The following is a 26635-nucleotide window of genomic DNA, read 5'->3' on the forward strand; positions in this document are numbered from 1 at the left end:
ACCTGGAAAAGGTGAGCGGCCGTCGTCGTACTAATTAGCTGCTGCTACCAGCCGCGCTCGGCGAGGCGGTGCGGCTGCGGGATTTCGTCGACGTTGATGCCGACCATGGCCTCGCCCAGGCCGCGGGAGGCCTTGGCGATGACGTCCGGGTCGTCGAAGAAGGTGGTGGCCTTCACGACGGCGGCGGCGCGCTGGGCCGGGTTGCCGGACTTGAAGATACCGGAACCGACGAACACGCCGTCGGCGCCGAGCTGCATCATCATCGCGGCGTCGGCCGGGGTGGCGATGCCGCCGGCGGTGAACAACACCACCGGGAGCTTGCCGGTGGCGGCAACTTCCTTGACCAGTTCGTACGGGGCCTGCAGTTCCTTGGCCGCGACGTACAGCTCGTCCTCGGGCAGGGCCGCGAGCTTGGCGATCTCGGCGCGGATCTGGCGCATGTGTCCGGTGGCGTTGGAGACGTCCCCGGTACCGGCCTCACCCTTGGAGCGGATCATGGCCGCGCCCTCGTTGATGCGGCGCAGCGCCTCCCCAAGGTTGGTGGAACCGCAGACGAAGGGAACGGTGAAGTTCCACTTGTCGATGTGGTTGACGTAGTCAGCCGGGGTCAGGACCTCGGACTCGTCAATGTAGTCCACGCCGAGGGACTGCAGGACCTGGGCCTCGACGAAGTGGCCGATGCGGGCCTTCGCCATGACCGGGATGGACACGGCGTCGATGATCGCCTCGATCATGTCCGGATCGGACATGCGGGACACGCCGCCCTGGGCGCGGATGTCGGCCGGGACGCGCTCGAGCGCCATAACGGCAACGGCACCGGCATCTTCGGCGATGCGGGCCTGCTCGACGTTGACGACGTCCATGATGACGCCGCCCTTGAGCATCTCCGCCATGCCGCGCTTGACGCGGTTGCTGCCAGTCACGCTGTTGGCGGACGAGCCGGCTTCGTTGCTTACATCAGGTGTAGACACAAAAACCCCTATGGGTAGCTAGATGACCTTCGCCGGCAGTGCAGGCTGGCACGGACATGCCGTTTTTGCACACACCGGATTACCGGATCCATTGACCGGGCAGTCCTAATACTAGTCCCACCGCGGCAGCCCGGCTTAATCAGGTTTGTTCGGAGTCTTCCAGCGACTGGACGCGCACGGCCAGGACGCGCTGCACGACGGTGACGAGGCTCGCCGCGGCCAGCAGCACCAGGGTGGCCAGCAGCACCACGGGGGGCAGTCCGGCACCGGTCAGCCCGGTGATTACCAGGACGGAAACCAGCCGTTCAGCACGTTCGGCAATGCCAACGTTCGCCGTGAAGCCGAGGGATTCGGCCTTCGCCCGGACATAGGAAACCACCATGCCAAGAACAAGGCAGACGACGGCGGCAATGGCTATGGGGGCATCGGCACCACCGGTGAAAAACCAGATGGCCAGGCCGGCAAAGAGGGCACCATCCGCCAACCGGTCAAGGCTGGAGTCCAGGAAGTTTCCCCAGCGGCCGCCGAGGTTCTGCATCCGGGCCATGATGCCGTCGATGACGTCGGAGAAGATGAACGCCGTGATGAACACGGTTCCCCAGAACAGTTGGCCGAGCGGATAGAAGACCAGGGCCCCGACCACCACGCCGGCCGTGCCCACAATGGTGATGGCGTCCGGCGAGACGCCCATTTTCAGTAGCCAGCGTGCAATCGGGGTAAAAAGCGCGGTGAAGAACCCGCGGGCATGCCTATTCAGCATGCGTCTCCCCAGGCCAGGCGTCGGCGACCTGCTGGCGGACCTCGTCGAGGGTCTGGGTGATCGCCTTGGTCTGGGCGATGATCGGGAAGAAATTCCCGTCCCCGCCCCAGCGCGGCACGATGTGCTGGTGCAGGTGCCCCGCGATGCCGGCCCCGCCCACCACGCCCTGGTTCATGCCGAGGTTGAAGCCGCCGGGATTCGCCACCTTCCGCAGCACCCGCATGGCGGTCTGCGTCAGCTCGGCGAATTCGGCGGTCTCCTCCACCGTCAGGTCCGTGTAATCGGGGACATGACGGTACGGACAGACCAGCAGGTGGCCGGGGTTGTAGGGGAACAGGTTCAGCACCACGTAGCTCGTGCGCCCCCGGTACACGATGAGGGATTCCTCGTCGGTGCGCGCAGGCGCGACGCAGAACGGGCAGTCGTCCTGGTTCTTGAACTGGTGCTGCCCGCCCTTGATGTAGGCCATGCGGTGCGGAGTCCACAGCCGCTGAAATGCATCCGGAACGCCGGCGAGACCAAAATCGTCCGTCACTTCCGCGTCGCCCGGATAGCCCGACCCTGTGTTCTCCTGCACGTGTTCCCCCTCCGCCGCGGCTAGCTGGTCCGGTTGCGGACGGCGTCCACGATCCGCTGGACAGCCTCTTCCACGGGCACGCCGTTGTCCTGGCTGCCGTCTCTGAACCGGAAGGACACAGCGCCCGCTTCGGCGTCCTCACCGCCGGCGATCAGCACGAACGGGATCTTGTCCTTGCTGGCCGTGCGGATCTTCTTCGGGAAACGGTCCGAGGAAATGTCCACCTCGGCGCGGATGCCGGCAGCCTTGAGCTTGTCGACGACGTCGAACATGTAGTCGTTGAAGGCCTCCGCCACCGGGATGCCCACCACCTGCACGGGAGCGAGCCAGGCCGGGAAGGCACCGGCATAGTGCTCGGTGAGGACGCCCATGAACCGCTCCACCGATCCGAACAGGGCCCGGTGGATCATGACCGGACGCTGGCGGGTGCCGTCGGCGGCCTGGAACTCAAGCTCGAAGCGCTCAGGCAGGTTGAAGTCGAGCTGGATCGTGGACATCTGCCAGGTACGGCCCAGGGCATCCTTCGCCTGGACCGAGATCTTGGGTCCGTAGAACGCGGCTCCGCCCGGGTCCGGAACAAGCTCCAGCCCGGAGGCCTCGGCCACTTCGGCCAGGGTGCGGGTGGCTTCCTCCCAGGTGGCGTCGTCGCCGACGAACTTGTCCTCGTTCTTGGTGGACAGCTCGAGGTAGAAGTCGTCCAGGCCGTAGTCCTTGAGCAGGCCCAGGACGAAGTTCAGCGTGGTGGTGAGCTCGTCCTTCATCTGCTCGCGGGTGCAGTAGATGTGGGCGTCATCCTGTGTCATGCCCCGCACGCGGGTCAGGCCGTGCACCACGCCGGACTTCTCGTAGCGGTAGACCGAGCCGAATTCGAACAGCCGCAGGGGCAGTTCGCGGTAGGACCGGCCGCGCGAGCGGAAGATCAGGTTGTGCATGGGGCAGTTCATCGGCTTGAGGTAGTAGTCCTGGCCGGGCTTGCGGACGGTCCCGTCCTCATTGTGCTCCGCGTCGATGTGCATCGCGGGGAACATGCCGTCCCGGTACCAGTCCAAGTGGCCGGAGACCTCGTACAGGTGCCCCTTGGTGATGTGCGGGGTGTAGACGAACTCGTAGCCGGCGTCCACGTGCCGCTGGCGTGAGTAGTCCTCCATGGCCTTGCGGATGATGCCGCCCTTGGGGTGGAAGACCGGCAGGCCCGAGCCCAGCTCGTCCGGGAAGGAGAACAGGTCCAGCTCGGCGCCCAGCTTCCGGTGGTCGCGGCGCTCGGCCTCGGCGATGCGTTCCTGGTATGCCTTCAGGGCGTCCTTGGTGGGCCACGCGGTGCCGTAGATGCGCTGCAGCTGCTGATTGTTCTGGTTGCCCAGCCAGTAAGCGGCCGAGGACCGGGTCAGGGCGAAGGCGTTGGAGATGAGCTTGGTGTTGGGCAGGTGGGGTCCGCGGCACAGGTCGCACCAGACGCTGTCCCCGCTCTTGCGGTCGACGTTGTCGTAGATGGTGATGTCGCCGGCGCCCACTTCGACGTTGACGCCTTCGCCGGCATCGGCGGCGTCGTTCTTCTTGCCCAGCAGTTCGAGCTTGTAGGGCTCGTTCTTCATCGCTTCGCGGGCCTCGTCCTCGGATACCACGCGGCGGACGAACTTCTGGTTCTGGTTGACGATCTTGAGCATCATCTTTTCCAGCTGGCGGAGGTCCTCGGGAGTGAAGGGCTCCTCGACGTCGAAGTCGAAGTAGAACCCGTCAGTGATGTAGGGACCGATGCCCAGTTTGGCGTCCGGGCGCAGCTGCTGGACGGCCTGGGCCATGACGTGCGCGGTGGAGTGGCGCAGTACGTTGAGCCCGTCGGGGGAATCGATGGTGACGCCTTCAACCTCGGCACCCTCGGGAAGGGGCTGGTCCAGGTCCTTGAGTTCGCCGTCGACCCGGGCCACAACGACGTCGCGGCGCTCAAAGAAGAGTTCCGCGCCGGTGGTCCCGGTAGTCACCTTCATTTCTTCGCCATCGACGATGAGGGTGATCTGCTGGGCATCTGACACGGGTGTCTCCTATTCAAAGTTCAGGCTTCGTAGCTTGTGGCGTACGGGGACCACAGCCAGCCTCGTCAATGTTATCGGTTGCTGAAGCGGCCAACCAAAGCGCCACGGCGGCGGCCAGGCGGAACACCGCGGAGTCCAAGTGGAAATGGCAACGCGGTCAGCTTCCCAGTCCGGTGATGGCCAGGTTCCTGCCGATGCCTTCGAGCGGCCCCGGCTGCCTAATTTCCTCAGGCACAGCGGTCGTCCCCCGTTCAGGGAAGGGCAGGGTATCCACCTGGCTGAGGTCCCAGGCCATGCTGGCGCTTAGGCTGATGCCGCGCGGACCGGTCCGCCGGGTGGTTCCCCGGATAAGCAGCAGCCGGGTGCCGAACAGCAGCGGCCCGGCGTGCTCCTGCGCCTCGTGGAAGAACACGGAATCCACGCACCCGGTGCCGTCGTCGATGCTGATGAAGACCACCCGCCTGCCGCCGCGCATGGGCGGTGTCTGGGTGGCGATCCTCACACCGGCCACCAGGACCTCCGTGCCGTTGCGCAGCCCAAGCAGCTTGTCCGCTGTGGTGACGCCCAGCCGGTCCAGGAGGGGCCGGTGGCTGGACATCAGGTGTTCGCTGACGTCAACAGCCATGAGGTCAAGCTCAGCCCGGACGTTCTCCACGGTGGTGGGTTCCGGCAGCCCGGCTTTGACGTTCCGCAGTTCGACGTCCCCAAGCGGCAGCGCGAGCTGCCCCTCAACGATGTCGGCGCCTTTCTTTGCCGGCTTGCCCTGCAGGCTTTGCAGGTGCTGGATAAGGTCTGCCCGGTTGGCCGTCCCGCCGGATTCCCGGTGCATGGCGTCAAAGGCACCGAGCTGGGCGAGCCTCTTGATGCTTGGCTTGCTCAGCCTGGAGCGGTCCCTCAGGTCCGCCAGGGAGTCATAGGGCTGGCCGGCAACGATCCGCTTCAGTTCAGAACCGGACAGCCCGAAGATGCCGTTGAGGCTCAGCCGGATACCCAGCTTTCCCCGGTCGGGGCCGTCCGCGACCCGTTCCACCCTGTACTCCGCCCCGCTGCGGTTGATGTCCAGAGGAAGGATGGGGATTCCCATGCGGCGTGCTTCGGCCACCAGGAGCCGCTTGGGGTACATGCCGGGATCGTGCTCCCACAGGCCGGCAAGGAACGCTTCCGGATGGTGGGCCTTCAGCCAGGCCGACTGGTAGGTGGGCACGGCAAAGGCGGCGCCATGGGCTTTGCAGAACCCGAAGCTGGCGAACGATTTCAGGGTCCCCCAGACCTTGTCCACGACGTCCGGTTTGTATCCCATGGCTTTTGCCTCGCGGCGGAAATACTCCTCAACCTGGCCTTCCAGGGCGTCATTGCTCAACGCCCTGCGGAACTCGTCGGCTTTTGCCAGCCCGCAGCCGGTCATCACATCGAAGGTCCGCAGGATCTGTTCATGGAAGACCGTCACCCCGTGGGTTTCCTGGAGCACCGGCTTCAGGTCCGGGTGCGGGTAGGTCTCCGGCGCGAACCCGTGCCTGTGTTCGAGGAAGGGCCTGACCATGTCAGATTTCATGGGGCCGGGGCGGAACAGTGAGATGTCGATGATGAGGTCGTTGAATTCACGCGGGGCCATCTTGCCCACCAGCTCCCGCTGGCCCGGTGACTCGATCTGGAAGCATCCCAACGTGTGGGTGCTTCTGATCAGCTCATAGGTCGGCTCATCGTCCAGAGGCACGGCATTGAGGTCGATCAGCCCGTCCTCGGTGATGTAGTCGGGCCCGTTGCCGCCAGGTCCAACGGGATGTGCTCCGGCAGCCACCACTTCCGCCTTGGAGGGATGGATCCGGATGATCTCCCGCACGGCAAAGGCCATGGCGCTTTGCATCCGGACGCCCAGGACATCCAGCTTCAGCATGCCCATGGGGTCCATGTCGTGCTTGTCGAACTGGCTCATGGGCAGGCCAAGGCCGCTGGGCTGGACGGGTGTCCTGTCCAGCAGGGTGGCATCTCCGAGGATCACCCCGCAGGGGTGCATGGAGATGTGGCGGGGAAGGCGGTCCAGCCGTTCGGTGAGGTCCACCAGCAGGTCCAGCTGCTGGTTCTCGGAGAAGTTCCGCTGTTCCACGCGTCCGGCGAACTCGCGGAGTTCCGGCTTTTCCTCCAGCGCCTCGCGGAACTTCCGTGCCGAGAAGCGCCATAGCTGTTTGGCAATCTCGCCGACATCACCGTCGTCCATGCCCAACGCCATCCCGGCGTCCCGCACCGCACCGCGGGCGCGGTAGCCGTTCTGCATGCTCATCAGCGTGACGCGCTGGGAGCCGAACCGGTCAAAGATCTTCCGGTAGACGTTGTGCCGCTCCGCGCTTTCCACATCGATGTCGATATCCGGCAGGGTGGACCGGTCGCCGGAGAGGAACCGTTCGAAGATCAGGTCATGCTGGAGCGGGTTCACCTGGCTGATGTCGATCAGGTAGTTCACCAGGCTGGAAGCCCCCGATCCCCGCGCTGCCGCCCGCACGCCCATGTCCAGGATCATGCGGGAAACCTCGGCCACGGTGAGGAAGTAGGAGGCAAAGCCGAGGCGGGCAATGATCTTCAGCTCATGCTGCAGCCGGGTGCGCATGTCCGCTTCCGCCTTCCCGGAGATGCCCGGGAAGCGCCGCGCAATTCCGGCTTCGCACCGCTGGGCGAGTTCTGCCAGCGGATCCCCTTCAATGCCGATGACGGCGGCCTCGGGGACCACCGGCTGCTTCCAGCCCATGTCTGACTCGGGATCCATGCGGCATCGGTCCGCGAGCGCCTCAGTCTGCGTCAGCAGCACCTGGACATCGGCGGACCCGTAGCCGGCGGCATGGATAATTTCCTTCCCCAGTTCCACCATTTGGTCCGGGGTTTTCAGCCAGCCCTGGCCGTTGGGCTGGAGCAGTGGCGCGGCGGAGAGCTCGGGGAGTGACTTCAGCGTGCGTGCGGAGTCCAGGACGTCGGCGGTGGCGGCACCGTCCTCCTCGCAGTAACGGACTGCGTTGGTGAGCACGGCCGGCACGCCGTACTCCTGAGCCAGCTTGAGCATGCGGACTGCATGGGCCGTACTAAGGGGCTCCCCCGGTGCACTGAGGTGGGTGACGATCTCTGCCGCGACGCTTCCGGCCGGCATGGCGTCCAGCCAGCCCTTGAACAGGGTGCGGGGGCGGAGGTACCGCCGGCCGCCCAGTGCCAGGCCGACGTCGGAATCCGGACCCAACAGAACGGTGAGCACCGGTTTCAGGGTTGCCGGGTCCAGGACGCGTGAGGCGAGTTCAGCCCTGGTGACGGCGACCGGCACAGTTCCCCCTGCCTTGCCCGAGGTGCGGGCGTGCGCGTCGGAGATCAGCCGGCACAGGGCCTTATACCCTGCCCCGTTGTTGTGTCCGTGAGCTAGCACTACCACCCGCCCGGTGACGCGGTCCGCGGAAAACCGGGTTTTGGAAACCCGGGCATCAGGCAACCCGCCCCCGTGGTCACCCTCGTCGTCGAACACTGACAGGTCGACGCCGACCACGGGGTCAATCCCGGCAGCCATGCATGCCTTGAGGTGCTTTACGGTGCCATACAGGCCATCCCGGTCCGTGCAGCCCAGGGCGGTTGCGCCCTGGGCCGCTGCCGCCTGGGCGAGTTCATCCGGCCAGGAGACGCCGTAATGGGCGCTGAAGGCGGTGGAAACGTGTAGGTGAGTGAAGCTCATGCTGATTTGTGCCGGAGTGCGTCTCTGGGTTTGATGGCGTCGTGGATCCGGAGCAGGCGCCAGCGTCCGCTGCCGGTATGCCGCACCAGGTCAAGGGTCAGGGGTTCAGCCGGTTCTGCAGCCGGAGTTTCAGGCGGGCTGTTTTTGCCGGCCGGCAGGACCTGCACACGCCAGATCTCATGGTCCACAAGCCCTGGGCCGCTTCCCAGCGGTGCACGCCGTTCTTCGGCCCACCACTGGCGGCGTTCGTACCAGCGCAGGGGTTCAGCGCAGACCCTGTATTCCCTGCCGCCCCACCGAAGCTCCGCCGGCTCACCGGTAGGTGCGCAGACGACGTCAACAGACTCGCTGAACGTTCCCATGATGCCTCCGGATACCAATCCCATCCTGCGGATAATACGCAGTCGTTCGAATATGTATTCGAATAGTTCCAGTCTACGCCGGGCCGGGGACAAAACCTAGGTGGGTGTGGACGGACGGCGGCTCACAGGGCAGGATGGTCCCATGAGTTCCAATGACGCGCTCCTGAAGCAGGTAAGCATCGCCGCCAAAGAAAGCACATTGGTGGCCAGGTTCGATATCGACGGCAACATTCCAGCATCGGGCGCCTTTGTTGTGGGGCTCGTGGCTGCCACTCCGGATTATTCGCATCAACGGAGGCTGGGAATCGAGTTCATGAACGGCGAGGCGGTCTCGATCTACTCCTTCAGCCACGATGGCACGGAGGAAAACTTCGATCTCAGCAGCGTTGAACACTCGGGCAACACCATCACGGGCAACTTCCCCATGAGCACGGTTATGGGGCTCGATAAGAGCCACCTCATGTCCGCGTTCAGCGAGGCCGACGGGCGGGAATTCCAGTCCGGCGTCCCCGTCGAGGAGAAGCTCTAGAGGGTCGGCTCCCCCGCGAGCGGCTCCGGGCAGCAGCCCGACCAGCCGCCCCCGCGCCCCGGCGTGCCTATGGACAACTCAGGGGCGATCGTAAAACAGTTCACGCGGCTGTAGACAGCTCAGCTGTTGTCGTTGTGGATTTTCATCTCAAGCTCGATGAACTTCGAGATCATGGCCCGGTACGTGGTTTCCACGATGTCCGGGTCGATTTCTTTTTTCTCGGCGGCCTGGCGCACGTGCTCGATTACCCGCTCCACGCGGCCGGGGGCCCGCACTTCGGCGTCATCACCCTTCAGGGTCCCCGCGATCCGGATCAGGCGTTCGCGGCGGGCAATCAGCGTGACAATCTGCTCGTCCACCTCATCCACCGCGATCCGCACGGCGGCGAGCTGTTCCCGGTCAGCCTGGGCGTTTTTCTCGTCTCCGTGATTTGTGGGCATGATCATGACAGTATCGAACCATGCAGCCCAGAGTCGATTTTATTTCATTGGGAGTGCGCAGCGTGGCCGCCTCCCGGCGCTTCTATGTGGACGGCCTGGGCTGGCCGGTCCACCGCGAGGTTCCCGACGAAGTCATCTTCATCCAGGCCAACCACGGCCTGATTCTCTCCCTGTGGGATGCCGGGCAGATGCAGGCCGAGGCCGCCGTCGACGCCCCGTCCGCCGTTCCCTGCATTACGCTCAGCCACAACGTGGGCACCGCGGAGCAGGTGGACCAGGTGATGGCACAGGCAGAGTCGGCCGGCGCCGCCGTCGTGGCTCCTGGCAAGACCCAGCCGTGGGGCGGCTACACCGGATACTTCGCGGATCCTGACGGCTTCCGCTGGGAAATTGCCTTCAACCCCACCTGGAGAGTGGACGACGGCGGACGGGTCACCGTCTGATCGCAGGCCTGCCCCTGGTTCCGGCCGGGTCCATCCGGAGGCGCAGCGTCATAAGAGCGCCTCCACCGGCTCGATGAGCTCGGGCGAGTTGTTGCGGACGTTCCCCACCGCTTTGCCCACGGAATCCACCCGCCAGCCGGCGGCAACTTCCTTCACGCCGGAGCGGACCAGGTCCACGAGGCCGGCGGCATCATCCACCTGCGGGTCAAGCCACGCCGCCATGGTGTCGCGGCTCATCGGGAGCGGGACACGGTCGTGGAGGGCAGTGAGTTCGGCGAACACCGTCCCTTCGGTTCCGGCCGGCGGCGAGTCCGCCGTCATGATGGACATGGACAGCATCCACTGGGCGGGTTCACCCGGGGGCACGGACGGGTCCTTCCACCACTCGTACAGTCCGGCGAAGGCGATGGCGGACTCGTCCCGGGGGTGGACGTAATAGGGCTGCTTACTGCGGCCCTCGCCCTGCTTCCATTCGTAGTAGCCGTCCGCCGGGACCGCGCAGCGCCTCGACTGGACGGCCTTGCGGAACGCCGGCTTTTCGAGGACCGACTCGCTTCTGGCGTTGATCATCTTCGCGCCAATGGCCGGGCTTTTTGCCCAGGAGGGCACCAAGCCCCAGCGGGCTACGTGCAACTGGCGGACCGTGTCGCCGTCGATAAGCCGTTCCAGAACAATGGGAGCGCCGTCGGTGGGCGCAACGTTCCACGACGGCGGGATTTCAGTTTCGTTTTCAAGTTCTGCGTCGAATTCGGCCAGCAGATCCCCCACCGCCCGGGCCATGACGTAACGTCCACACATGGCACCAGCATGCCATTGCAACAGAGGCGGGGGAATACCGGCGCCCGGGTTACGGTTGTGGGGAAGGAAACCGACAGGACCATATCAATCCGAGGAGAGCCCGTGGACTTTACCCCCGAAGACGGCACCATCACCATGTTCTCGACCACCTGGTGCGGCTACTGCAATCGGCTGAAGAAGCAGCTGGATGCCCAGGGCATCGGCTACACCGAGATCAACATCGAAGAGGTTGACGGCACGGCCGAGCTCGTGGAGCAGATCAACGGCGGCAACCGCACCGTCCCCACCGTCCTCTTCCCGGACGGCACCGCCGCCACGAACCCGTCGGCAGCCGAGGTCAAGAACAGGCTCGCCGCATAGGGCAGACGCCAAAGTAGTAACACGTAGAGGCACCGGAAATCCGGTGCCTCTACGTGTTTGTTCAGACCTTTTCGTCGACCCGGTCCTGCACCGGCCCGGGCGCGTGGACTTCCTGCGGCGGGGCTCCTTGCGGCGGGCCAGGAAGGCCCACAGCCTCGTCTCGTCCGCGTGGCTCCGGGGTTCCGGATGGTCCACGGGCAACGGGTTGCCGTGCGCAGCTTCCGGCTGTGCCGGTTCCCGGTGCGACTCAGGCTTTCGGACGGTATCCTTTCGGGTGTCCCAGCCGAAATCCGCCCGCGATGAATAGCACATCACCGACCTCCTTTTTTCAGCGGCTGTTCCTTAATCGTCCTCTCCCCGGCGTTTGAAATCGACAGCTCTGGGTACGAAAATTCCGGGCCCGGCGACGCTTCCGGCGATGGCCAGTCCGGTGCGTTACAGTTCGAGTTCCGTCCCGCGTTCCAAAGGATTGCTGTGAACCCAGTTTCCCCGCAGATCGGCACCGTCTTTGTCCCCGTCAGCGATATCGAGGAAGCCCGTGACTGGTATTGCGGCATGCTCGGCGTGCCCGCCGATGACAAGGTCCTGCTGGACCACCTGTACATCCTCCCCATGGAGGGGGCCGGCCTGGTCCTGGACAGCAGGATCTACTCCCCCGGCGCCGTCTTCCAGGTTCCGGCGTTCCACTTCAACACTGCGGACATCCACGCGGCCCACGCGTTCATGCAAACCCGGGGCGTGGAACTCACGGACGTCAACGACGACCAATGGTTCAACTTCCGGGACCCGGACGGAAACGTCCTGATGATCTGCCAGATTCCCTCAGCCACCGAATAAACGGTCCACGGCAAAGGCCGCGCCAAAGGCAGAGTGCAACACTACGCGCGGAGGCTGCTGAAGTCCGCCTGGCCCATCGTCGCGTAGTCCGCGTAGGTGCGGACCACAGCATCCTCGATGGCCTGCACGTTCAGGCCGGGCACGAGGTCATTGATCGCGCCGGCGGTCGCCGGATCCCAGTCCAGCCCCAGGGCCCCATAACTGGCCGTAAGCACCTCGCGGATGGGCGCCGAGTTCTCCACCACGACGACGGAACTGAACAGCCAGGCGCCAGACACCACACGCTGGGCCGTGCCCACCAGCTTGATCCGGTGCGCGGGAGCAACGGGGTCGAAGCCGTGGACGCTGTATTCACCGGGGCAGTACTCCCCGGGGATCTCACCCACGGCGGCGTGCACGCCCACGCTCTGCAGCGCCCCCGCCAGCATCTCGCCGAAAAAAGCGAACCGGCCCTTGGCTCCGGCGATGGCGTCGCTGTGCGGCTCCACGTGGTCAATGATGAGGGTGCCCTCGTGGTAGGCGGCAGCGCGGCCTCCCGCTTTGCGGATCAGCGGTTCGAACCCCAGGTCACGGCAGGCCTGGGCGGCGGCGCCGAAGCCTGGCAGGCGGGTGTCGCGCTGGCCAAAGGCAACAGTCGGTGCGGGCCGGTACAGCCGAAGGGTGGGTCCGATGTCCCCGGCCCTGGCCTTGCCGAGGAGTTCGATCCCGAAATCAAGGTCCCGGACGGCACCGAGGGACTGCTCCTGCCGGACTAGGGTCAGAGTCCGTGAATCAGCCCCGGCCTGCTGCATGTTGCTAAGCTCCCTTATGGTCATGTTGCAATTCCTGGTGGTCGCCGCTGCCTTTGCCGTGATCGACGCCGTGTGGCTCAAGCTCATGAACCCGTTCTACCGCAGCCATATCGGTGGTTTGCTGGCTGACCGGCCCAATCTAGGGTACGCCGTGGCGTTCTATTTGATTTACATTGCGGGCATCGTTTTCTTTGCCCTGCGGCCGGCGCTCGACGGCGGCACCTGGCTGACCGCCGTCGGCCATGGAGCGGCGCTGGGCGCCTTTGCCTACGCAACCTATGACCTCACCAATGCCGCGACACTCAAGACCTGGCCGCTGCAGCTCATCGTCGTGGACATGGCATGGGGCGCGCTGCTGACCGCCCTCGCCACGCTGGCGGGCTGGCTGGTCTTCCACTAGAGCACGGGCGGCCGGCCGGCCGTCAGCGGGGGCGGCGGGTCAGCTATTCCGCAGCGTGAGGATCTGTTCCGCCCGCCCGAACGGGCCGGACAGGTCATGGAGCACGGTCGAGGTGAGGCCGATGCCGTCGGCACCAAAGGACACGGCGTTGTCCAGTCCCAGCCACTCGCCCTCCGGCCGCCGGTACATGTGGACCTGGAGGTCCAGGTTGGGGAACGCGTAGCTGTCCTTGCCTGGCGGAACCCGCGCGGCGATGCCGTTGGCGGTGTCCACCAGTCCCATCAACCGTGCCATGTCCGTGCTGTCGTTTCCGTCCGTCAGCGGGTGGTCCGTGCGCAGCCACACCTTCCCCGCGCCGGGCCGGTGGCCTTCCGCCACCCTCATTTCCAGGGAACGGATGTATCCCCCCGGCCACACGCTCGCGCCGTCGTAGGGCTTGCATTCGTCCGGCGACGGGATGGTGCCGTCCTCGACGGCGGCCACCGCGGATGTGTCGCTGGTGATCATGCGCCAGGCCGTCGCCCTGATGGCCACGCGGCCGGCCGCCACCAGCTCAGCCTGCAGCAGCTCGATGGTGCGCCCCGGGCGCAGCGTGGTGGTGACGATGTCAAACTCACCGCCGGGGATCAGTCCCAGGATTTCGTAGCTGAGCCGGGCCATCCGCATGTCGTCCCGGGGCTCATGCCGGTCCAGCCGGTCCGCCAGGAGTCCCGACGCCGGGGCCATGTGCTGCTCGTGGGCGTTCCAGGCCCCCTGGGCGTGGATGGTGGAACGGAAGCGGCCGCCGCCGAGGTCCTGGTAGTAGAAGTCGCCGTCGGCAAGTTCCGGGAGTTCAGCAGTCAACGTTGACTCCTTCCAAAGTGTGATCGGTTAATCCCGGTTCACTCTATCGCCTCCGGCCTGCAGAGCCGCCCCGGCCGCGGACCGCAGCGGCCAGTGGAGTCAGGCACACGTCCGCCGCGGCATATTTTTTGCCCCGCCGGACGCGCGCTTAATGTCCGGATCTCCATATGATGATCTGGGTAGACTCGGAGACTGGTCCTTCTAGCAGCCCTCGGAAGAGGTGTTCGATGCGAGTTATTAGCTACAACCTCCGCAAGCACAAGGCAAGCGGCGAACTGATGAGTCTGGCCCGCAACTTTGGGATAGATGTCCTCTGCCTTCAGGAATGTGATTCATCCGATCTGCCTGACACACTCGGCCCGCTCCATCTGGCCGACTACACCAAGGGCAACAGGCTGGGCCTGGCCATCTACTACCGGACTGACCGGTTCACGGCCCTGGATACCCAGACCTTCGCCCTGAAGAAGTCGATGCACGACCGTGTGATGGCACCGGCCCATGAGCGGCTGATCGGCACCCGGATGGTGGACAACGAAACCGACCATGAACTGGTGGTGGGCTCGTTCCACGCCGCCCCGCTCACCGCGTCAAACTCGCTGCGGCGCAAGCAGATCCACGCGGCGCATGCCGAACTGCTGAGCATGGGCACCGGGCTCATGACACTGATGGTGGGCGACTTCAACTATCCGTTCTTCACCAAGAGCCTCGACGCGCACATGAAGAACTCCGGCTACGCGCTGTCACTAAGCAACCGCAGGACCTACACCCGGTACAAGGTCTTCAAGGGCCACTTCGACTTTGCCACATCATTGGGTCTGGACATTGAAAGCGTCGAGACGCTGCCTCGGGGGAAGTCGGACCACCTGCCCATCCTGGTGACGGCCGAATACGGCGCCGACCGGGCCCCGATCAAGGGGCAGCCCGTTTCCTGAGGCTTCAGCTACCGGGGCTTTGTCATGAGGCAGCCGGCATGGAGCCGTTGTCATGGAGCGGTGCCTTCTCCGAAGACCGCCGCGGCCACGTTGGCGAGCGCCACGGCGGCAAGACCGGCAATGATGGCAAGGGCTGCGATCAGAGTCCGGCCGGGCCGTGGCGGTGCCGTCATCCGGGCAACTAGGTGGTGTGGTGCTCGACGGTGAAGTCGCCGCCGGGGTACAGGATGGTCTCGTGACCATCGTCAAAACGGACGTGGTACGGCGGCGCTCCGTTCTGGCCCTTGACCTCCAGAATCTCACCGTGCCGGTCCGAGGACTCCACGGTCCTGCCCCGGATGATGATGCGGTCTCCTTGGGTTGCCTGCATGGCAATCACCTCCCAGCCCTAGAGTACGATGCTCTTCCCTTCGGCGGAACAGGCCGCGGGAATGATCGGCGAAGGGGTGGGCTTACGCCCGGCCGCGCGTGTGCCTGATACAGAAGGGCGTCCAGGGGCGGGCCTCCAGCCGCCCTTCGGCGATTTGCTCCCCGCATACCGTGCATGTGCCGTACGTGCCCGTGCGGATCCGCTCGAGGGCGGCGTCCACTTCCGCCAGTCCGGACCGGCTTTGGTCCAGGAGTGCGGACGCCTGCGAGAGTTCGAAGGCGATGGTGGCCCCCTCGGGGTCATGCTCGTCGTCGACATTGGCGTTCTGCCGGGCGGCGTTGGCCGAGGCTATGTCCGCGCTCAGCGCCGGCAGCAGGGCGAGCTTCCTCGCCCGTTCCTCTTCCAGCAGCAGCCGGAACTTATCGGTGTCCATGGATATTAAGTGTCCATCGCCAATCAGTATCCGTCGCCAATGCCGTCCAGCAGCCTGCCGCGCAGCTCCGGCCAGGAGGCAGCGAAGGTAGGGTGCAGGTTGATGCTGGCCACCTCTTCGACGGGAATCCACAGCAGTTCGATGCTCTCCGGGTCGTTGATGGCCGGTTCGAACGGTTCCAGCACCCGCACGGCCACGGTGGTGTAGGACCAGTAGCCGACGTCGAACACGGACGTGAAGAGCAGTTTGACGCTTTCTTCGGGAACGGCCGCTTCCTCGTGGGCCTCGCGCAGCGCGCCCGTCACGGCGTCCTCGCCCTGGTGTAGTGCGCCGCCGGGGAGTCCCCAGGTTCCGCCGTGGTGGCTCCATGTGGCGCGGTGCTGCAGCAGGACGCCCTTCTTGGGATCATGGGCCAGCAGGCCTGCCGATCCGAAACGCCCCCAGAACTTCCCCCTGTCACCCTCCACCCAGGCGTCGCCGGGGTCGCGGGGGCCAAGGGGACGGCGGGGATCACCGGGTGAGGGCGGAACGATTTTCTCCATCGTCCCAGTCTGCCTCATGCGAAGATGCTTCGATGAGCCTGCGCCTGGTCCTTGTTGCCGACACCCACGTCCCGAGGCGCGCCAGGGCACTGCCTGAACAGGTGTGGGCCGCCGTCGAGGAAGCGGACGTGGTGTTCCACGCCGGTGACTGGGTCAGCGAGGGCCTGCTCGACGAGTTCGAACAGCGCAGCAGGCGCCTGATCGGCGTATACGGCAACAACGACGGCGACGGGCTCCGGCGGCGCTTGCCCGAGACTGCCAGTGTGACGCTCGACGGCGTCCGGTTCAGCATGATCCACGAGACCGGTCAGGCGAAGGGCCGGGAGCAGCGTTGCGAGGCTCTCTTTCCGCATACGGACGTGCTGGTTTTCGGTCACTCGCACATCCCCTGGGACACAGTGGCGCCCGGCGGGATGCGCCTGCTCAACCCCGGCTCCCCCACGGACCGCCGCCGGCAACCTGTCTGCACGTACATGACCGCCGTCGTCGTAAACGGCAGTTTGACTGACGTCCGGCTGGTGGAGGTCAGCACCGGTCCCTGACCTGGGCAGGGAACTGGGCGCACAGGAAAGGGAGCCCTGCCGCGGTTGCCGGCGGGACTCCCTTCGAATCTCCGCTGCAGACGGAGAGTCAGACGTAATGATCCTGTTTGGTCAGTCCTTCTTGAAGGCGTCCTTGACCTTTTCACCGGCCTGTTTCAGATCGGCCTTCGCCTGGTCAGTCTTGCCCTCGGCTTCGAGGCCCGGATCGTCACTGGCCTTGCCAGCCCCCTCCTTGGCCTTGCCGCCAAGCTTTTCTGCTGCGTTGTCGATCTTGTCGTCCAGACCCATGCCACTGTCCTTCCGTCTGCCCAGCCCGCTGGCTGCAGGCTGGCTCGTCCTCCCAGTCTAGGTCCGCCACCCATCCGGGTGAAGGGCAGCTACCACTTAGCTGCGAGGGCCCGCCAACAGCCCGTCGGTGGCGGAGTCGGCCTCCCCGCCGAAGTAGTGTTCCAAAACGCGCCGGAACACCTGTTCTTCGGGGGCCGCCCGCAGGAACAGTGTCATGGAGGACTGAAGCTTCCGGGAGTCGATGCCACCGAAAATCTCCGCAGCGCCGCGGTTCTCCACGTTATCCACTGCCGTGGCGCTTTCGATCAGCCGCGGTCCCAGCACGGGATGCTGCAGGTAGGCCCGGGCTTCATCAAGGGATGCGATGGCGTATCTTCTGGAAGTGGCGCTTTGCCCGAGGCCGGCAACCTGGGGAAAGACGAACCACATCCAGTGGCTGCGCTTGCTGCCTGCACGGAGTTCCTCCAGGGCCTGGGCATAGGTGGCACCGTCGTTCTGCGCAGTGAGGAACCGCTCCAAGTCATATGGGTCGTTCATTGCGGTCCCTAGCTGGACACGTCCCGTTCGATGTCCTCGGCGAGGTCATCCACGTCCTCGGGCCGCATGCTGATGCCGGCGCCGTCCAGCCGTTCCTTGAGGACGTGGCTCACATCGTCGTCCACATGGCCCAGCCGGATCTCGTCGCGCACCTCCTCGGCGATGCCTTCGACGGTACCGGGGCTGTCCGCCCCTGCCGTGGCGTCAGCGGCTTCCGCCGCAACATCCGCGTGTGGATTCTCGGAGAAGTAGTCATCGCCGGTAGCTGCAGATTCAGTCATATCCCATGGTGGCTGCCCCGCTCAGATGCGGTCAACAGACCAGCCCATGGATATGTTTTATTCATGTGCTTGTAACGCGGCCTTCCACGGGCACCTTTCACGGCCATCGACCGGATGAGCCCCGGTTTCCGGCAAAGCAACGGCGGCGGCAGTCGGAAAACCACACTGGCCAACAGACTCCGTTAACAAACCCGAAACATGGCAGTCACGCGGGCTTTACGTAGGCGCGATTTTCGAAACGCCCGTGTAACCTGCCACGCCCAGTACCGAAACATGAATCCCCGAATATCAATGAGGGGCGTGGCACCGGCATCGGCGGGCCGCGGAAAGGATGAGGTTCCTGGGAAGGGAAAACGCGTGGAAATCACTGCGGCGAACGTTTGGATGATGGTGTCGGCGGCGCTGGTGCTGCTCATGACCCCGGCACTGGGCCTCTTCTATGGCGGCATGACCCGCGCCAAGGCATCTCTCAACATGATCATGATGAGCTTCGTGTCCGCCGGCATCGTCGGCGTCGTCTGGGTGCTGTGGGGTTACTCGATGAGCACCGGCGAAGGCGTCCTGGGCCTGTTTGGCAACCCGTTCGCCAGCTTCGGACTAAGCGGCCTCATGGGCACCCCGGACCTGATCAAGGCCGGCTTCGCCGGAACGTTCGCAATCCTCACCGTGGCCCTCATCAGCGGTGCGATCGCCGACCGCGCCAAGTTCACCGCCTGGGTTCTTTTCGTGCCGATCTGGATCACTGCCGTTTACTGCCCGCTCGCATTCATGATCTGGGGCGGCGGCCTCATGAGCCAGGGCGGAGCAGTGACCGCCATCTTCGGCCAGGTCATCGACTTCGCCGGCGGCGCCGTCGTCGAAATCAGCTCCGGCATCGCCGCCCTGGTACTGGCCGTGATCGTCGGCAAGCGCCACGGTTTCGGCAAGGACCCGGGACACCGCCCGCACAACGTTCCGTTCATCATGCTCGGCGCCGGGCTCCTCTGGTTCGGCTGGTTCGGCTTCAACGCCGGCGCCGCAACCACCGCGGAACAGGCCGGACTGATCTGGGTCAACACCCTCGTTACCCCGTGTGCCGCCATGCTCACCTGGCTCCTCACCGAAAAGGTCCGCCACGGCCACCCCACTTCCCTGGGCGCAGCATCCGGTGCCGTCGCCGGCTTGGTGGCCATCACGCCGTCGTGCGCCAACATCAGCCCAGTGGCCGCCATCGGCCTGGGCCTGGTGTCCGGCGTAGCCTCGGCGCTCTTCGTCGAGTTGAAGTTCAAGTACGGCTTCGACGACTCCCTGGATGTTGTCGGCGTGCACCTGGGTTCCGGCCTGGTGGGCACCCTCGCCCTCGGCTTCGTCGCCCTCCCTGTCGACGGCGAAGGCGGCGGCCTCTTCTACGGCGGCGGCGTCCAGCAGCTCATCGCCCAGACGGTGGCCGTCCTCATCACGCTCGCACTCTCCGGGCTGATGACCGCCATCATCGGCCTTGCGATTCACAAGACCATCGGCTTCCGGGTCAGCCATGAGGCCGAGCTTGCCGGCGTCGACCGGTCCGAGCACGCCGAGAGCGCCTACGAATTCGGCAACATGGGGCACAGCCAGTTCCACCCGCTGCGCCAGCAGTTCGCCGCCGTTCCGTCCGCTCGCCCGGCGGGCACGCCTGCGGGTCCCGCTGCGGAAGGTGAAGTTTCCCTTGAGGCGGCGGAGGAACTGCAGCCGGCACCGGCTTCCGCCTAGTACGTCCGGCTAGTACCTCCGCCGGTAGATACGCGGTTCGCGGGATCCGCGGGTCAGTGGCGGAAGGCAAGCCGGAGTTCGGGCCTTCGCTCGGCCACGGCATCCAGTACGGCCTCAACGCCCTCCTGGTCGGGGCGGCTGCCCGCCGTCGTCGATGCAGTTGGTACGTCAGCTGCGATTTTGGCGCGGCGCACGAAGCCATCCCAGTCACCCCTGCCGGCCTTGAGTGCCCGCAGCGGCGCCATCAGCGACGCACGCCGGAGCCAGACGTCCGGGTCCCCCGCCCACCGGTCCAGCACCGCGTCCGCACGTCCACGCTGCTGCCCCTCAAGCCCCTCCACCAGCGGGCCAACGACATCGACGGCGAGCGGGTCCACCAGCGTCGGCATTTGTGCGTCCCGCACAAAGCCCTCGATGCGCGTCAGGTCGGAGTTGGTCAGCAGCTCCACCTTGGACTGCAGGAGGACGACGGCGGCCAGGCGCCGCTCGTAAACAGGCACCTCCCAGAGCTCGGAACTCAGGGCGGTGACCTCATCGTGCGCCAGTGCGGCATGGCGGCGAAGGGCGTCACGGACCGTTCCGCGCACCGCCCCCACCGACGCCCCGTAGTACCGCATCGCACTGCCGAACTGGTGACGCATGTCCTCGGCCCGGTACCACGACGCCTCGCGCTGCAGGGTGTCGTCCACGAATTCGCCGGCAGCACTCACCCGCCCATTCTTTCGGTCCAGGCCCCGGGCAGTCCAACTCCACCCCCCGACACGGTTCCTCGTGTTCGACGGCGGAGCGATCCGTTTTGCAGGCGGGAAGGGGCCGTGTTTCCGGCCTGCGTCATAAAAGTGTTCCCGCAGGTCAGTCAGGCGAAACCACTGCACAGCCCGCCCGCGGTCTTCGTGGCGCTTTGCGGGCGTTGGTAACGATCAAGTAACGTTGACACCTGTTCCCCAGGGGACGGCCCCGCTGGGGGTCCCGGAGGCCAGCGTTGGGCTCCGGATGCGCAGGGCGGCAGTCAGGCCGCTCCGGCCCCGTCGACCGGGGTCCAGAATCGCTTCGTGCTGTTCTTTTTCCACCTACATTGTGGCTGCCTTCTGCGCGGCAGCCGTTTGCCCGGAGGGGTCTTTTGCTTAAGAAGAACATAGCCATTGCCATTAGCATCGGCGCGCTTTCGCTGACCGGATGCGGCCTCACTCCCTCCGCGGAGCAGGCTCCCGAACATGCTGCTGCCGGTGTCGGATCGACCTTCACCAGGCAGGCCGCCGTCGCGTCGTCCACGGGCTCCACTGCCGCGAAGAGGGCATCGGCCGTCTCGCCGTCGGGCGCCACCGAAGCTGCGGCAGCGAAGGCTGCCGCCGCCAAGAAGGCCGCCACGGCGAAAGCCGCAGCTGCCAAGCCGGCAGCAGCTAAAGCTGCGGCGGCCAAAGCTCCTGCACTGACGGAGACCACCGCTCAAGCCGCACCGGCGAAGGCCGCGACCGCCGTCGTCGCCCCTGTCGCTGCCGCTCCCGCCCCTGCCGTCGCGGCCGCGGCGCCGAAGGCACCGGCGGTTCCCGCCAAGACCGCTCCTGCACCGGCCGCTGTCGCTCCGGCAGCAGTGACGCCGGCAGCATCCACACCGGGAAGCGGCACCCAGGCCGCAAGCACTCTCGGTTGGGGTTCGGTCGTCGCCGGCGACGAGTTCAACTACACCGGCGCTCCGGACGGCACAAAGTGGAGCGTCTACAACAGCTCCGGCCATGCAGGCAATGGTCTGCGCAGTCCCAAGGCGTGGTCAGTGGCCAACGGCGTGGCAACCGTCAGCGGTAACTCTGCGGGAACCACGGGCGGCATGTCTGCCAAGTTCGCGAAGCAGAAGTACGGCCGCTGGGAAACCCGCATGAAGACGAACAAGCGTGATCCGGAATACCATCCGGTCCTCATCCTGTGGCCCGACACCAAGTCCTCGACTTGCGCCGAGATCGACTACGCCGAGAGCACCTCTGAAACAGCACTGGTGAAGTTCTTCCTGCACTACGCCTGCAGTGGCTCCAGCAAGCAGACCTACGCCACGAAGGCCGTTGACACTACGCAGTGGCACAACTACGCGGTGGAGTGGACCCCCACGGGCATCACCGGTTACATCGACGGGGTAAAGACGTTTACCGACACCAACCCGGCCCACCAGCCCTCCGGCAGCATGCACCAGACGCTGCAGCTCGACTGGTTCCCGGACGGTTCGAGCCTCACGCCTTCCCAGATGCAGGTCGACTGGGTGCGCGTCTACAAGTAAACAGCCCGACTGTCACGAAGGGTGCCCGCTTATGAACTACTCCCCGAAAGTTGGACTGAAATTCAGTTCCGACTTCCGGGCAGCGGTTCACTTAGTGCGGGCACCCTTCGCCGCTTAACACCCCGTTCCCTAGTGCTCCCATTCCCTAGTGCCCCATTCCTTTGGCCTCCCCCGGCCAACTAAGCAGCAGCACAGGGCGTTCTCACCGGTGGGAACGCCAAGTCGCCCCCACCCGCGACGCCGGAACCACCGGACCGGACCGGCGAGGCGCCCGACGGACAGTGGACCGCAACGGGTCCAGCTGATCTAAAAAGGTTTTTGAATTCCGCCTGAATCCGGTCCCTGATCGGCGCTTTACTGTCAGACCCCCTTGGCAGACTGTGTTCATGGAAAGCTTCGGGAATTCGGAACTGACAGCGGGGACGCGGCGCGGCGTTGTCCTGCAGGCTGCCGCGGTTCTCGACGTCGATCCGTACTACGGGTTGCCGTATGACGATGATCCCGATGCCGTGTACCCGGCATCGTTGCCGGAGGACCTGTTTCCCGAAGCCCTGTTTGCGGACCGTCCTTTCGAGGGGGACCTCTTTGATGACAGGTCTTTGGATGACGGCAGCGTCAAGGGCACTGGATCGACGCCCGGGTGGTTTCTGCCACCAGCTGACCTCACGGCCGACAATGCGGGGCTGATCGATCAGGTCCGCGGGTACGAGAACGTCAAGTGCTGGGCTGCCAGGCAGCAGGCGCGGCTGTCGGTGACCTTCGAGGCCCGGCTCCGGCAGGAATCCACCGACCGCCCGCCCCTGGCCGCCGAAGACCTGGGCAAAGAACTGGGCGAGGCCCGCGCCAAAGACCGTGACCTGGGTGCGGCGGAGCAGATCGCACTCGCCCGGGGCGAATCCCCCAACCGCGGGCACCGGCTGCTCGGCACGGCCAAAGCGCTGGTGCAGATGCCCCACACCCAGGCCGCCCTGGACACCGGGCAGCTGAACGAAGAACGCGTCACCCACATCGCGAAAGAGACCGCCTGTTTGAGCGTCGAAGACCGGGCCGCGGTTGATGAGGAACTCGCCGCCGACACCGGAACCTTCACCGGCGCCGGAACCCGGACCGTCATCGCAGCCGTCCGCGCCGCCGCCATCCGCAAGGACCCCCGTTCCGTCGCCCAACGCACCAGCCACGCCCCCCGCCGAACGCAGGGTGAGCCTGCGCCCCGCACCGGACTGCATGACCCACCTGTCAGCGCTGCTGCCCGTCCACGAAGGCGTCGCAGTTTTCGCGGCGCTCACCCGGAACGCCGACACCCTCACCGCCGCCGGCGACCCACGCACCCGCGACCAGATCAAAGCCGACACCCTCGTCGAAAGGACCACCGGCACCCCCGGCGGCATCACCGGCATCGAACTCAACCTCGTCATCACCGACCGCACCCTCCTCCAAGGCGACAGCGAACCCGCCCACATACCGGGCTACGGCACCGTCCCCGGCGACTTCGCCCGCAACCTGATGACGCAGGCGCAGGACCCGGAGCCCGAGCAAAACCCGACGCAGGGCCAGAGCCCGGAACAGCTTCAATCACCCCGCCGGCAGGACCAGACCCTCCCATCCCGCGACCGCACGACAGCCGAGAACAACGCAGCCCCGGGCCTGAAAGAACTCAAAACCTGGGTCCGGCGGCTCTACACCGCCCCGGGCACCGGAGACTTGGTGGCCATGGACTCGAGACGGCGCCTTTTCCCCGCCCCGCTGCGCCGCTTCATCCAAATCAGGGACGACACGTGCCGAACCCCGTATTGCGACGCCCCCATCCGCCACCACGACCACATCATCCCCCGGCACAACGGCGGAACCACCTCGTTAAGCAATGGCGCCGGACTCTGCGACGCCTGCAACCACACCAAAGAACTCCCCGGCTGGACAGTGAAACCCCGACCAGGACCCCGCCACACCATCGAAATCACCACACCCACCGGGCACACCTACCAATCCACCGCACCGCCGCTACCGGGCACGTGCCTAGGAAAGTCCCCGCCGGGTTCCGGGTGACGCCCGTATCCCGGAAGATGCCCGTGAACGCCGCCGCCGGCGAGCGCACGCCGATCGGGGCCTGCCGGCCTGCTGTCCCACAAGCCTGCTGACCGCCTGGCCTGTGAGACACTCGGTGTCATGCGCGAACTCGTCGTCCTTGGCACCGCATCGCAAGTCCCGACGCGGACGCGCAACCACAACGGCTACCTGCTGCGGTGGGACGGGGAGGGCCTGCTCTTCGACCCTGGCGAAGGCACCCAGCGGCAGATGATCCATGCCGGTGTTTCCGCCAACCAGATCACCCGCATCTGCCTGACCCACGTCCACGGTGACCACTGCTACGGGCTTCCCGGCGTGCTGTCCCGCATGGCCCTGGACGGTGTAAAGCACCCGGTGCACCTTCACTATCCCGCGTCCGGAGAGGATGTTGTCCGGGCGCTGGTCTCCGTGGCCTCACCCGGAATCGACCTTCGCCTGCGGCCCCACTCGGATTCCGGGGAAATCGCCCCGGGGCTCGAGGTGCGGCCCCTCCGCCACCGGATCGAGACCTACGGCTACCGGCTGACCGAGCCGGATGGCCGCACGATGCTGCCGGAGCGGCTGGCGGTGGCGGGCATTACGGGCCCGGACGCGGGCCTTCTGCAGCGGGAGGGAGTCCTGCGGGGTGTGCGGCTTGAGGACGTCAGCATTCCGCGCCCGGGCCAGGGCTTCGCCTTCATCATGGACACGGCACCGTGCGAGGGAGCCGAGGGCCTGGCCGACGGGGTGGACCTCCTCGTCACGGAATCCACCTTCAGCGACGACGACGCCGGGTTGGCGGCGCAGTACGCGCACCTCACGGCCGGGCAGGCCGGGGCCCTGGCCGCCAACGGCGGCGTCGGGAAACTCGTCCTCACCCACTTTTCGTCCCGGTACGGGGACGTGGATATCCTCGCCCAACAGGTACGGGCCCGCTCAGGAGGGACCGCCGTCGTACCCGCCAACGACCTGGACCGGATCAGCCTTCCCAAGCGGCAGCGGCCGCCTTCCTGACGGGCGGCCGGAAGTAGCCTGCAGAAAAAGTAGAATTAACCAGACATGCAATGTTCCTACTTCGATGCCGCCCGCTGCCTCTCCTGCACCCACATGGGCAGGCCCTACGACGAGCAGCTGGCGGGCAAGCAGCTCCACTGCCAGACACTGCTCTCCGACCATGCGTCCCTAGAGTGGCTGCCGCCTGTGGCGAGCCGCGAGTCCGGATTCCGCAACAAGGCCAAAATGGTGGTGGGCGGAACGGCCAGGAACCCCAGCATCGGGATTCTTGATGCCGAGGGCCGCGGCGTTGACCTGCGCGAATGCGGCGTCTGCTCCCCGGGGCTCCTCGAGTGCTTCCCCGTCCTGGCGGCCTTCATCAGCCGGGCCCACCTGACGCCCTACGATGTCCCGCGGCGCAGCGGCGAGCTCAAGCACCTGATCATTACCGAATCGCCCGACGGCGAGATGATGCTCCGTCTGGTCCTGCGTTCGGAAAAGCTGGTGCCGCGCATCCGGGAGCACCTTCCCGCGCTGCTGGCCGCCCTGCCGCAGATGAAGGTTGTCTCGGTTAACCTGCACCCGGAACACAAGGCAGTCCTGGAAGGTGACCGCGAAATTCTGCTCACCGGGCAGTCCACGCTGCGGATGCGCGTCAATGAGCTCGACCTCCACCTCCGGCCGCAGAGCTTCTTCCAGACGAACAGCGACATGGCAGCAGCCCTGTACCGGCAGGGCCGGGAGTGGGTCAACGAATTGGCGCCGGCGTCGGTCTGGGACCTGTACTGCGGCGTCGGCGGTTTTGCCCTGCACTGCGCCGCTCCGTCCCGCGACGTCACCGGCATCGAAACCAGCCGCGAAGCCATCGTTTCGGCCAAGCTCAGCAGCGACGAGGCAGGCCTGCAGCGGATGCACTTCGAGGCGGGTGATGCCACTGCCTTTGCCGTCGCCGCGGACCGGGCGCCCGAGCTGGTTATCGTCAATCCGCCACGGCGTGGCATAGGCAAGGAACTGTGCGGCTGGCTGGAAGCGTCCTCCGTACAGCACGTGGTGTATTCCAGCTGTAATGCGCAGTCACTGGCCCGTGACCTGGCGGCGCTCCCCTCGTTCACCGCCCGGCGGGCACGGGTGCTTGACATGTTCCCGCAGACCACGCACTACGAGGTCATGGTGCTGCTCGAGAGGGCCTAGCGACATCACTGCATTCTTGATCCGAACATCGGCAAATGTTTCTCCCGTCTTGAGGTCTCCGCGGGACAGTGTCCGGTAAGCCGCGCAGCAGGGTCGCGGCATGGAGCGATGGGCAGGACATGCAGGGGACAACAGCAGGCGGTACACGGTGAACGGCGCAGAGGATATCCCCGTCCTGGATGCCGGCCCGCTGCAGACCCTTGCCGCCGAGGTGGGTCCCGCCTTCGCGGAAGCCTTCATCGATGACTACCTTCAGATGTTGCCGGACCGGGCGTCGAAGATCCTTCGCGCCCTGGCCGGCGCTGACCCGCGGATGGCGGCGGACGCCGTCGTCAGCCTGAAGGCGACTTCCGCCATGGCCGGTGCCCTGCGTCTCGAGCGGTGCTGCAAGGAACTGGAATCACGCATCCGGCGCGGGCAGCGGCTCGAGCCCGACGCGGTCAGGGCGGTGCTGTACGCGAACATCCGGCTTCTGGTGCGTGAAGCCGGGCGGCAGGGGCTCCTCCCGCAGTCACGGCCCAAGGGCCAGGACTAAGGACGACGGCGCGTGCCCGGCTCACCGTGTCCGCTGGCACCTCACGGGGCACCGGACCAAAGTCTCCGGAGTCCCCGCCGCCCGCGGACGTTAGAATCGTCGGACAGGATCGC

31 protein-coding genes and 1 pseudogene are annotated in these 26635 nt (G+C 65.8%); 14 read left to right on the forward strand and 18 right to left on the reverse strand.

What is annotated here, in order from left to right; all coding sequences use genetic code 11:
* Positions 1 to 44 precede the first annotated feature (44 nt).
* The 6 genes from pdxS to ACFTSA_RS14525 form a co-directional block, all read right to left on the reverse strand.
* Complete coding sequence (gene pdxS, locus ACFTSA_RS14500; protein WP_331572882.1) at positions 45 to 971, reverse strand: pyridoxal 5'-phosphate synthase lyase subunit PdxS; 927 nt, start codon at positions 969 to 971, stop codon at positions 45 to 47.
* A gap of 139 nt (positions 972 to 1110) precedes the next feature.
* Positions 1111 to 1731 carry a phosphatidylinositol phosphate synthase gene (pgsA, locus tag ACFTSA_RS14505; protein ID WP_377952139.1) on the reverse strand — a complete coding sequence of 207 codons (621 nt, stop codon included), beginning with the start codon at positions 1729 to 1731 and terminating at the stop codon, positions 1111 to 1113.
* Positions 1721 to 2308 (reverse strand): HIT family protein, encoded by a 588-nt coding sequence (locus ACFTSA_RS14510; protein ID WP_377952141.1) that lies wholly within the window; start codon positions 2306 to 2308, stop codon positions 1721 to 1723. The genes pgsA and ACFTSA_RS14510 overlap by 11 nt, the downstream gene beginning before the upstream one ends.
* A gap of 20 nt (positions 2309 to 2328) precedes the next feature.
* Complete coding sequence (gene thrS, locus ACFTSA_RS14515) at positions 2329 to 4293, reverse strand: threonine--tRNA ligase (RefSeq protein WP_377952223.1); 1965 nt, start codon at positions 4291 to 4293, stop codon at positions 2329 to 2331.
* A gap of 202 nt (positions 4294 to 4495) precedes the next feature.
* On the reverse strand, positions 4496 to 8038 hold the full coding sequence (locus ACFTSA_RS14520; protein ID WP_377952143.1) for a DNA polymerase III subunit alpha: 3543 nt from the start codon (positions 8036 to 8038) through the stop codon (positions 4496 to 4498).
* Complete coding sequence (locus ACFTSA_RS14525) at positions 8035 to 8400, reverse strand: DUF6504 family protein (protein ID WP_377952225.1); 366 nt, start codon at positions 8398 to 8400, stop codon at positions 8035 to 8037. The genes ACFTSA_RS14520 and ACFTSA_RS14525 overlap by 4 nt, the downstream gene beginning before the upstream one ends.
* Positions 8401 to 8542: 142 nt before the next feature.
* Here ACFTSA_RS14525 and ACFTSA_RS14530 point away from each other — a divergent pair, with 142 nt between their 5' ends.
* Complete coding sequence (locus tag ACFTSA_RS14530) at positions 8543 to 8929, forward strand: hypothetical protein (protein ID WP_377952144.1); 387 nt, start codon at positions 8543 to 8545, stop codon at positions 8927 to 8929.
* Between the two features lie 119 nt (positions 8930 to 9048).
* Here the strand turns inward: ACFTSA_RS14530 and ACFTSA_RS14535 are convergent, their stop codons facing one another.
* Complete coding sequence (locus ACFTSA_RS14535) at positions 9049 to 9375, reverse strand: chorismate mutase (RefSeq protein ID WP_377952146.1); 327 nt, start codon at positions 9373 to 9375, stop codon at positions 9049 to 9051.
* Between the two features lie 14 nt (positions 9376 to 9389).
* On the opposite strand from ACFTSA_RS14535, the gene ACFTSA_RS14540 reads away from it, so the two are divergent.
* Positions 9390 to 9812 (forward strand): VOC family protein, encoded by a 423-nt coding sequence (locus ACFTSA_RS14540; RefSeq protein WP_377952147.1) that lies wholly within the window; start codon positions 9390 to 9392, stop codon positions 9810 to 9812.
* A 48-nt stretch (positions 9813 to 9860) separates the two neighbouring features.
* Here ACFTSA_RS14540 and ACFTSA_RS14545 read toward each other — a convergent pair whose 3' ends face one another.
* Complete coding sequence (locus ACFTSA_RS14545; protein ID WP_377952149.1) at positions 9861 to 10610, reverse strand: SOS response-associated peptidase; 750 nt, start codon at positions 10608 to 10610, stop codon at positions 9861 to 9863.
* Positions 10611 to 10712: 102 nt separating this feature from the next.
* Between ACFTSA_RS14545 and ACFTSA_RS14550 the strand changes: the two genes are divergently transcribed.
* Together ACFTSA_RS14550 and ACFTSA_RS14555 are read left to right on the forward strand one after the other, a co-directional pair.
* Positions 10713 to 10970 carry a mycoredoxin gene (locus ACFTSA_RS14550; protein ID WP_003800646.1) on the forward strand — a complete coding sequence of 86 codons (258 nt, stop codon included), beginning with the start codon at positions 10713 to 10715 and terminating at the stop codon, positions 10968 to 10970.
* Positions 10971 to 11444: 474 nt separating this feature from the next.
* Entirely contained in the window at positions 11445 to 11807 is a 363-nt protein-coding gene (locus ACFTSA_RS14555) for a VOC family protein (RefSeq protein WP_377952150.1), read from the forward strand.
* 41 nt (positions 11808 to 11848) lie between these two features.
* Here ACFTSA_RS14555 and ACFTSA_RS14560 read toward each other — a convergent pair whose 3' ends face one another.
* The gene (locus ACFTSA_RS14560; protein ID WP_377952151.1) at positions 11849 to 12622 is read right to left on the reverse strand and encodes a biotin/lipoate A/B protein ligase family protein; all 774 of its coding nucleotides are present in this window, start codon (positions 12620 to 12622) and stop codon (positions 11849 to 11851) included.
* Between ACFTSA_RS14560 and ACFTSA_RS14565 the strand changes: the two genes are divergently transcribed.
* Positions 12615 to 12998: a DUF2177 family protein gene (locus tag ACFTSA_RS14565; RefSeq protein WP_377952152.1), complete on the forward strand. Its 384-nt coding sequence runs from the start codon at positions 12615 to 12617 to the stop codon at positions 12996 to 12998. The two genes, ACFTSA_RS14560 and ACFTSA_RS14565, sit on opposite strands and share 8 nt — an antisense overlap.
* Before the next feature lie 39 nt (positions 12999 to 13037).
* On the opposite strand, the gene ACFTSA_RS14570 is transcribed toward ACFTSA_RS14565, so the two are convergent.
* Positions 13038 to 13841 (reverse strand): thioesterase family protein, encoded by an 804-nt coding sequence (locus ACFTSA_RS14570; protein ID WP_377952153.1) that lies wholly within the window; start codon positions 13839 to 13841, stop codon positions 13038 to 13040.
* A 227-nt stretch (positions 13842 to 14068) separates the two neighbouring features.
* On the opposite strand from ACFTSA_RS14570, the gene ACFTSA_RS14575 reads away from it, so the two are divergent.
* A complete protein-coding gene (locus ACFTSA_RS14575) occupies positions 14069 to 14773 on the forward strand; it encodes an endonuclease/exonuclease/phosphatase family protein (RefSeq protein WP_377952154.1) in 705 nt (234 codons plus the stop codon).
* Between the two features lie 50 nt (positions 14774 to 14823).
* Here the strand turns inward: ACFTSA_RS14575 and ACFTSA_RS14580 are convergent, their stop codons facing one another.
* The 4 genes from ACFTSA_RS14580 to ACFTSA_RS14595 form a co-directional block, all read right to left on the reverse strand.
* The gene (locus ACFTSA_RS14580; protein ID WP_377952155.1) at positions 14824 to 14946 is read right to left on the reverse strand and encodes a hypothetical protein; all 123 of its coding nucleotides are present in this window, start codon (positions 14944 to 14946) and stop codon (positions 14824 to 14826) included.
* Between the two features lie 8 nt (positions 14947 to 14954).
* On the reverse strand, positions 14955 to 15143 hold the full coding sequence (locus ACFTSA_RS14585) for a DUF1918 domain-containing protein (protein ID WP_331572919.1): 189 nt from the start codon (positions 15141 to 15143) through the stop codon (positions 14955 to 14957).
* A gap of 82 nt (positions 15144 to 15225) precedes the next feature.
* Positions 15226 to 15576 carry a TraR/DksA family transcriptional regulator gene (locus ACFTSA_RS14590; RefSeq protein ID WP_377952157.1) on the reverse strand — a complete coding sequence of 117 codons (351 nt, stop codon included), beginning with the start codon at positions 15574 to 15576 and terminating at the stop codon, positions 15226 to 15228.
* Positions 15577 to 15599: 23 nt separating this feature from the next.
* Positions 15600 to 16136: an NUDIX domain-containing protein gene (locus ACFTSA_RS14595; protein WP_377952158.1), complete on the reverse strand. Its 537-nt coding sequence runs from the start codon at positions 16134 to 16136 to the stop codon at positions 15600 to 15602.
* 14 nt (positions 16137 to 16150) lie between these two features.
* Here ACFTSA_RS14595 and ACFTSA_RS14600 point away from each other — a divergent pair, with 14 nt between their 5' ends.
* The gene (locus ACFTSA_RS14600; protein ID WP_377952159.1) at positions 16151 to 16660 is read left to right on the forward strand and encodes a metallophosphoesterase family protein; all 510 of its coding nucleotides are present in this window, start codon (positions 16151 to 16153) and stop codon (positions 16658 to 16660) included.
* 111 nt (positions 16661 to 16771) lie between these two features.
* On the opposite strand, the gene ACFTSA_RS14605 is transcribed toward ACFTSA_RS14600, so the two are convergent.
* From ACFTSA_RS14605 to ACFTSA_RS14615, 3 genes are all read right to left on the reverse strand, one after another.
* The gene (locus tag ACFTSA_RS14605) at positions 16772 to 16948 is read right to left on the reverse strand and encodes a CsbD family protein (RefSeq protein ID WP_003800599.1); all 177 of its coding nucleotides are present in this window, start codon (positions 16946 to 16948) and stop codon (positions 16772 to 16774) included.
* Between the two features lie 96 nt (positions 16949 to 17044).
* The gene (locus tag ACFTSA_RS14610) at positions 17045 to 17485 is read right to left on the reverse strand and encodes a DUF1810 domain-containing protein (RefSeq protein ID WP_377952161.1); all 441 of its coding nucleotides are present in this window, start codon (positions 17483 to 17485) and stop codon (positions 17045 to 17047) included.
* A gap of 8 nt (positions 17486 to 17493) precedes the next feature.
* Positions 17494 to 17766, reverse strand: a complete 273-nt coding sequence (locus ACFTSA_RS14615; RefSeq protein ID WP_377952162.1) for a hypothetical protein — start codon at positions 17764 to 17766, stop codon at positions 17494 to 17496.
* Positions 17767 to 17791: 25 nt separating this feature from the next.
* Between ACFTSA_RS14615 and ACFTSA_RS14620 the strand changes: the two genes are divergently transcribed.
* Positions 17792 to 17884, forward strand: a complete 93-nt coding sequence (locus tag ACFTSA_RS14620; protein ID WP_377952163.1) for a hypothetical protein — start codon at positions 17792 to 17794, stop codon at positions 17882 to 17884.
* A 239-nt stretch (positions 17885 to 18123) separates the two neighbouring features.
* Positions 18124 to 19494, forward strand: a complete 1371-nt coding sequence (locus ACFTSA_RS14625; protein WP_377952164.1) for an ammonium transporter — start codon at positions 18124 to 18126, stop codon at positions 19492 to 19494.
* A gap of 53 nt (positions 19495 to 19547) precedes the next feature.
* Here ACFTSA_RS14625 and ACFTSA_RS14630 read toward each other — a convergent pair whose 3' ends face one another.
* On the reverse strand, positions 19548 to 20204 hold the full coding sequence (locus tag ACFTSA_RS14630) for a DNA alkylation repair protein (RefSeq protein WP_377952165.1): 657 nt from the start codon (positions 20202 to 20204) through the stop codon (positions 19548 to 19550).
* Positions 20205 to 20614: 410 nt separating this feature from the next.
* On the opposite strand from ACFTSA_RS14630, the gene ACFTSA_RS14635 reads away from it, so the two are divergent.
* The 5 genes and pseudogenes from ACFTSA_RS14635 (at position 20615) to ACFTSA_RS14655 (ending at position 26522) form a co-directional block, all read left to right on the forward strand.
* The gene (locus tag ACFTSA_RS14635) at positions 20615 to 21760 is read left to right on the forward strand and encodes a glycoside hydrolase family 16 protein (RefSeq protein ID WP_377952166.1); all 1146 of its coding nucleotides are present in this window, start codon (positions 20615 to 20617) and stop codon (positions 21758 to 21760) included.
* 815 nt (positions 21761 to 22575) lie between these two features.
* A pseudogene (locus ACFTSA_RS14640) lies at positions 22576 to 23803 on the forward strand (HNH endonuclease).
* A 120-nt stretch (positions 23804 to 23923) separates the two neighbouring features.
* On the forward strand, positions 23924 to 24817 hold the full coding sequence (locus ACFTSA_RS14645) for a ribonuclease Z (protein WP_377952167.1): 894 nt from the start codon (positions 23924 to 23926) through the stop codon (positions 24815 to 24817).
* A gap of 45 nt (positions 24818 to 24862) precedes the next feature.
* Positions 24863 to 25987 (forward strand): 23S rRNA (uracil(747)-C(5))-methyltransferase RlmC, encoded by a 1125-nt coding sequence (rlmC, locus tag ACFTSA_RS14650; RefSeq protein WP_377952169.1) that lies wholly within the window; start codon positions 24863 to 24865, stop codon positions 25985 to 25987.
* A gap of 100 nt (positions 25988 to 26087) precedes the next feature.
* Positions 26088 to 26522, forward strand: coding sequence for an Hpt domain-containing protein (locus ACFTSA_RS14655; RefSeq protein WP_377952170.1), 435 nt, complete (start codon positions 26088 to 26090; stop codon positions 26520 to 26522).
* Positions 26523 to 26635 lie beyond the last annotated feature (113 nt).

Origin of the sequence: Arthrobacter sp. NPDC057013 (assembly GCF_042674585.1) — a bacterium.
Taxonomy (GTDB): Bacteria; Actinomycetota; Actinomycetes; order Actinomycetales; family Micrococcaceae; genus Arthrobacter.

Coding starts and splice junctions, on each gene's coding strand:
- ACFTSA_RS14600 (WP_377952159.1), top strand. CDS start 16,151: ATGAGCCTGCGCCTGGTCCTTGTTGCCGACACCCACGTCCCGAGGCGC.
- ACFTSA_RS14605 (WP_003800599.1), bottom strand. CDS start 16,948: ATGGGTCTGGACGACAAGATCGACAACGCAGCAGAAAAGCTTGGCGGC.
- ACFTSA_RS14655 (WP_377952170.1), top strand. CDS start 26,088: ATGGAGCGATGGGCAGGACATGCAGGGGACAACAGCAGGCGGTACACG.
- ACFTSA_RS14590 (WP_377952157.1), bottom strand. CDS start 15,576: ATGGACACCGATAAGTTCCGGCTGCTGCTGGAAGAGGAACGGGCGAGG.
- ACFTSA_RS14615 (WP_377952162.1), bottom strand. CDS start 17,766: ATGACTGAATCTGCAGCTACCGGCGATGACTACTTCTCCGAGAATCCA.
- rlmC (WP_377952169.1), top strand. CDS start 24,863: ATGCAATGTTCCTACTTCGATGCCGCCCGCTGCCTCTCCTGCACCCAC.
- thrS (WP_377952223.1), bottom strand. CDS start 4,293: ATGAAGGTGACTACCGGGACCACCGGCGCGGAACTCTTCTTTGAGCGC.
- ACFTSA_RS14575 (WP_377952154.1), top strand. CDS start 14,069: ATGCGAGTTATTAGCTACAACCTCCGCAAGCACAAGGCAAGCGGCGAA.
- ACFTSA_RS14520 (WP_377952143.1), bottom strand. CDS start 8,038: ATGAGCTTCACTCACCTACACGTTTCCACCGCCTTCAGCGCCCATTAC.
- ACFTSA_RS14565 (WP_377952152.1), top strand. CDS start 12,615: ATGGTCATGTTGCAATTCCTGGTGGTCGCCGCTGCCTTTGCCGTGATC.
- ACFTSA_RS14585 (WP_331572919.1), bottom strand. CDS start 15,143: ATGCAGGCAACCCAAGGAGACCGCATCATCATCCGGGGCAGGACCGTG.
- ACFTSA_RS14595 (WP_377952158.1), bottom strand. CDS start 16,136: ATGAGGCAGACTGGGACGATGGAGAAAATCGTTCCGCCCTCACCCGGT.
- ACFTSA_RS14560 (WP_377952151.1), bottom strand. CDS start 12,622: ATGACCATAAGGGAGCTTAGCAACATGCAGCAGGCCGGGGCTGATTCA.
- ACFTSA_RS14620 (WP_377952163.1), top strand. CDS start 17,792: ATGCGGTCAACAGACCAGCCCATGGATATGTTTTATTCATGTGCTTGT.
- ACFTSA_RS14645 (WP_377952167.1), top strand. CDS start 23,924: ATGCGCGAACTCGTCGTCCTTGGCACCGCATCGCAAGTCCCGACGCGG.
- pgsA (WP_377952139.1), bottom strand. CDS start 1,731: ATGCTGAATAGGCATGCCCGCGGGTTCTTCACCGCGCTTTTTACCCCG.
- ACFTSA_RS14545 (WP_377952149.1), bottom strand. CDS start 10,610: ATGTGTGGACGTTACGTCATGGCCCGGGCGGTGGGGGATCTGCTGGCC.
- ACFTSA_RS14525 (WP_377952225.1), bottom strand. CDS start 8,400: ATGGGAACGTTCAGCGAGTCTGTTGACGTCGTCTGCGCACCTACCGGT.
- ACFTSA_RS14535 (WP_377952146.1), bottom strand. CDS start 9,375: ATGATCATGCCCACAAATCACGGAGACGAGAAAAACGCCCAGGCTGAC.
- ACFTSA_RS14610 (WP_377952161.1), bottom strand. CDS start 17,485: ATGAACGACCCATATGACTTGGAGCGGTTCCTCACTGCGCAGAACGAC.
- ACFTSA_RS14530 (WP_377952144.1), top strand. CDS start 8,543: ATGAGTTCCAATGACGCGCTCCTGAAGCAGGTAAGCATCGCCGCCAAA.
- ACFTSA_RS14580 (WP_377952155.1), bottom strand. CDS start 14,946: ATGACGGCACCGCCACGGCCCGGCCGGACTCTGATCGCAGCCCTTGCC.
- ACFTSA_RS14540 (WP_377952147.1), top strand. CDS start 9,390: ATGCAGCCCAGAGTCGATTTTATTTCATTGGGAGTGCGCAGCGTGGCC.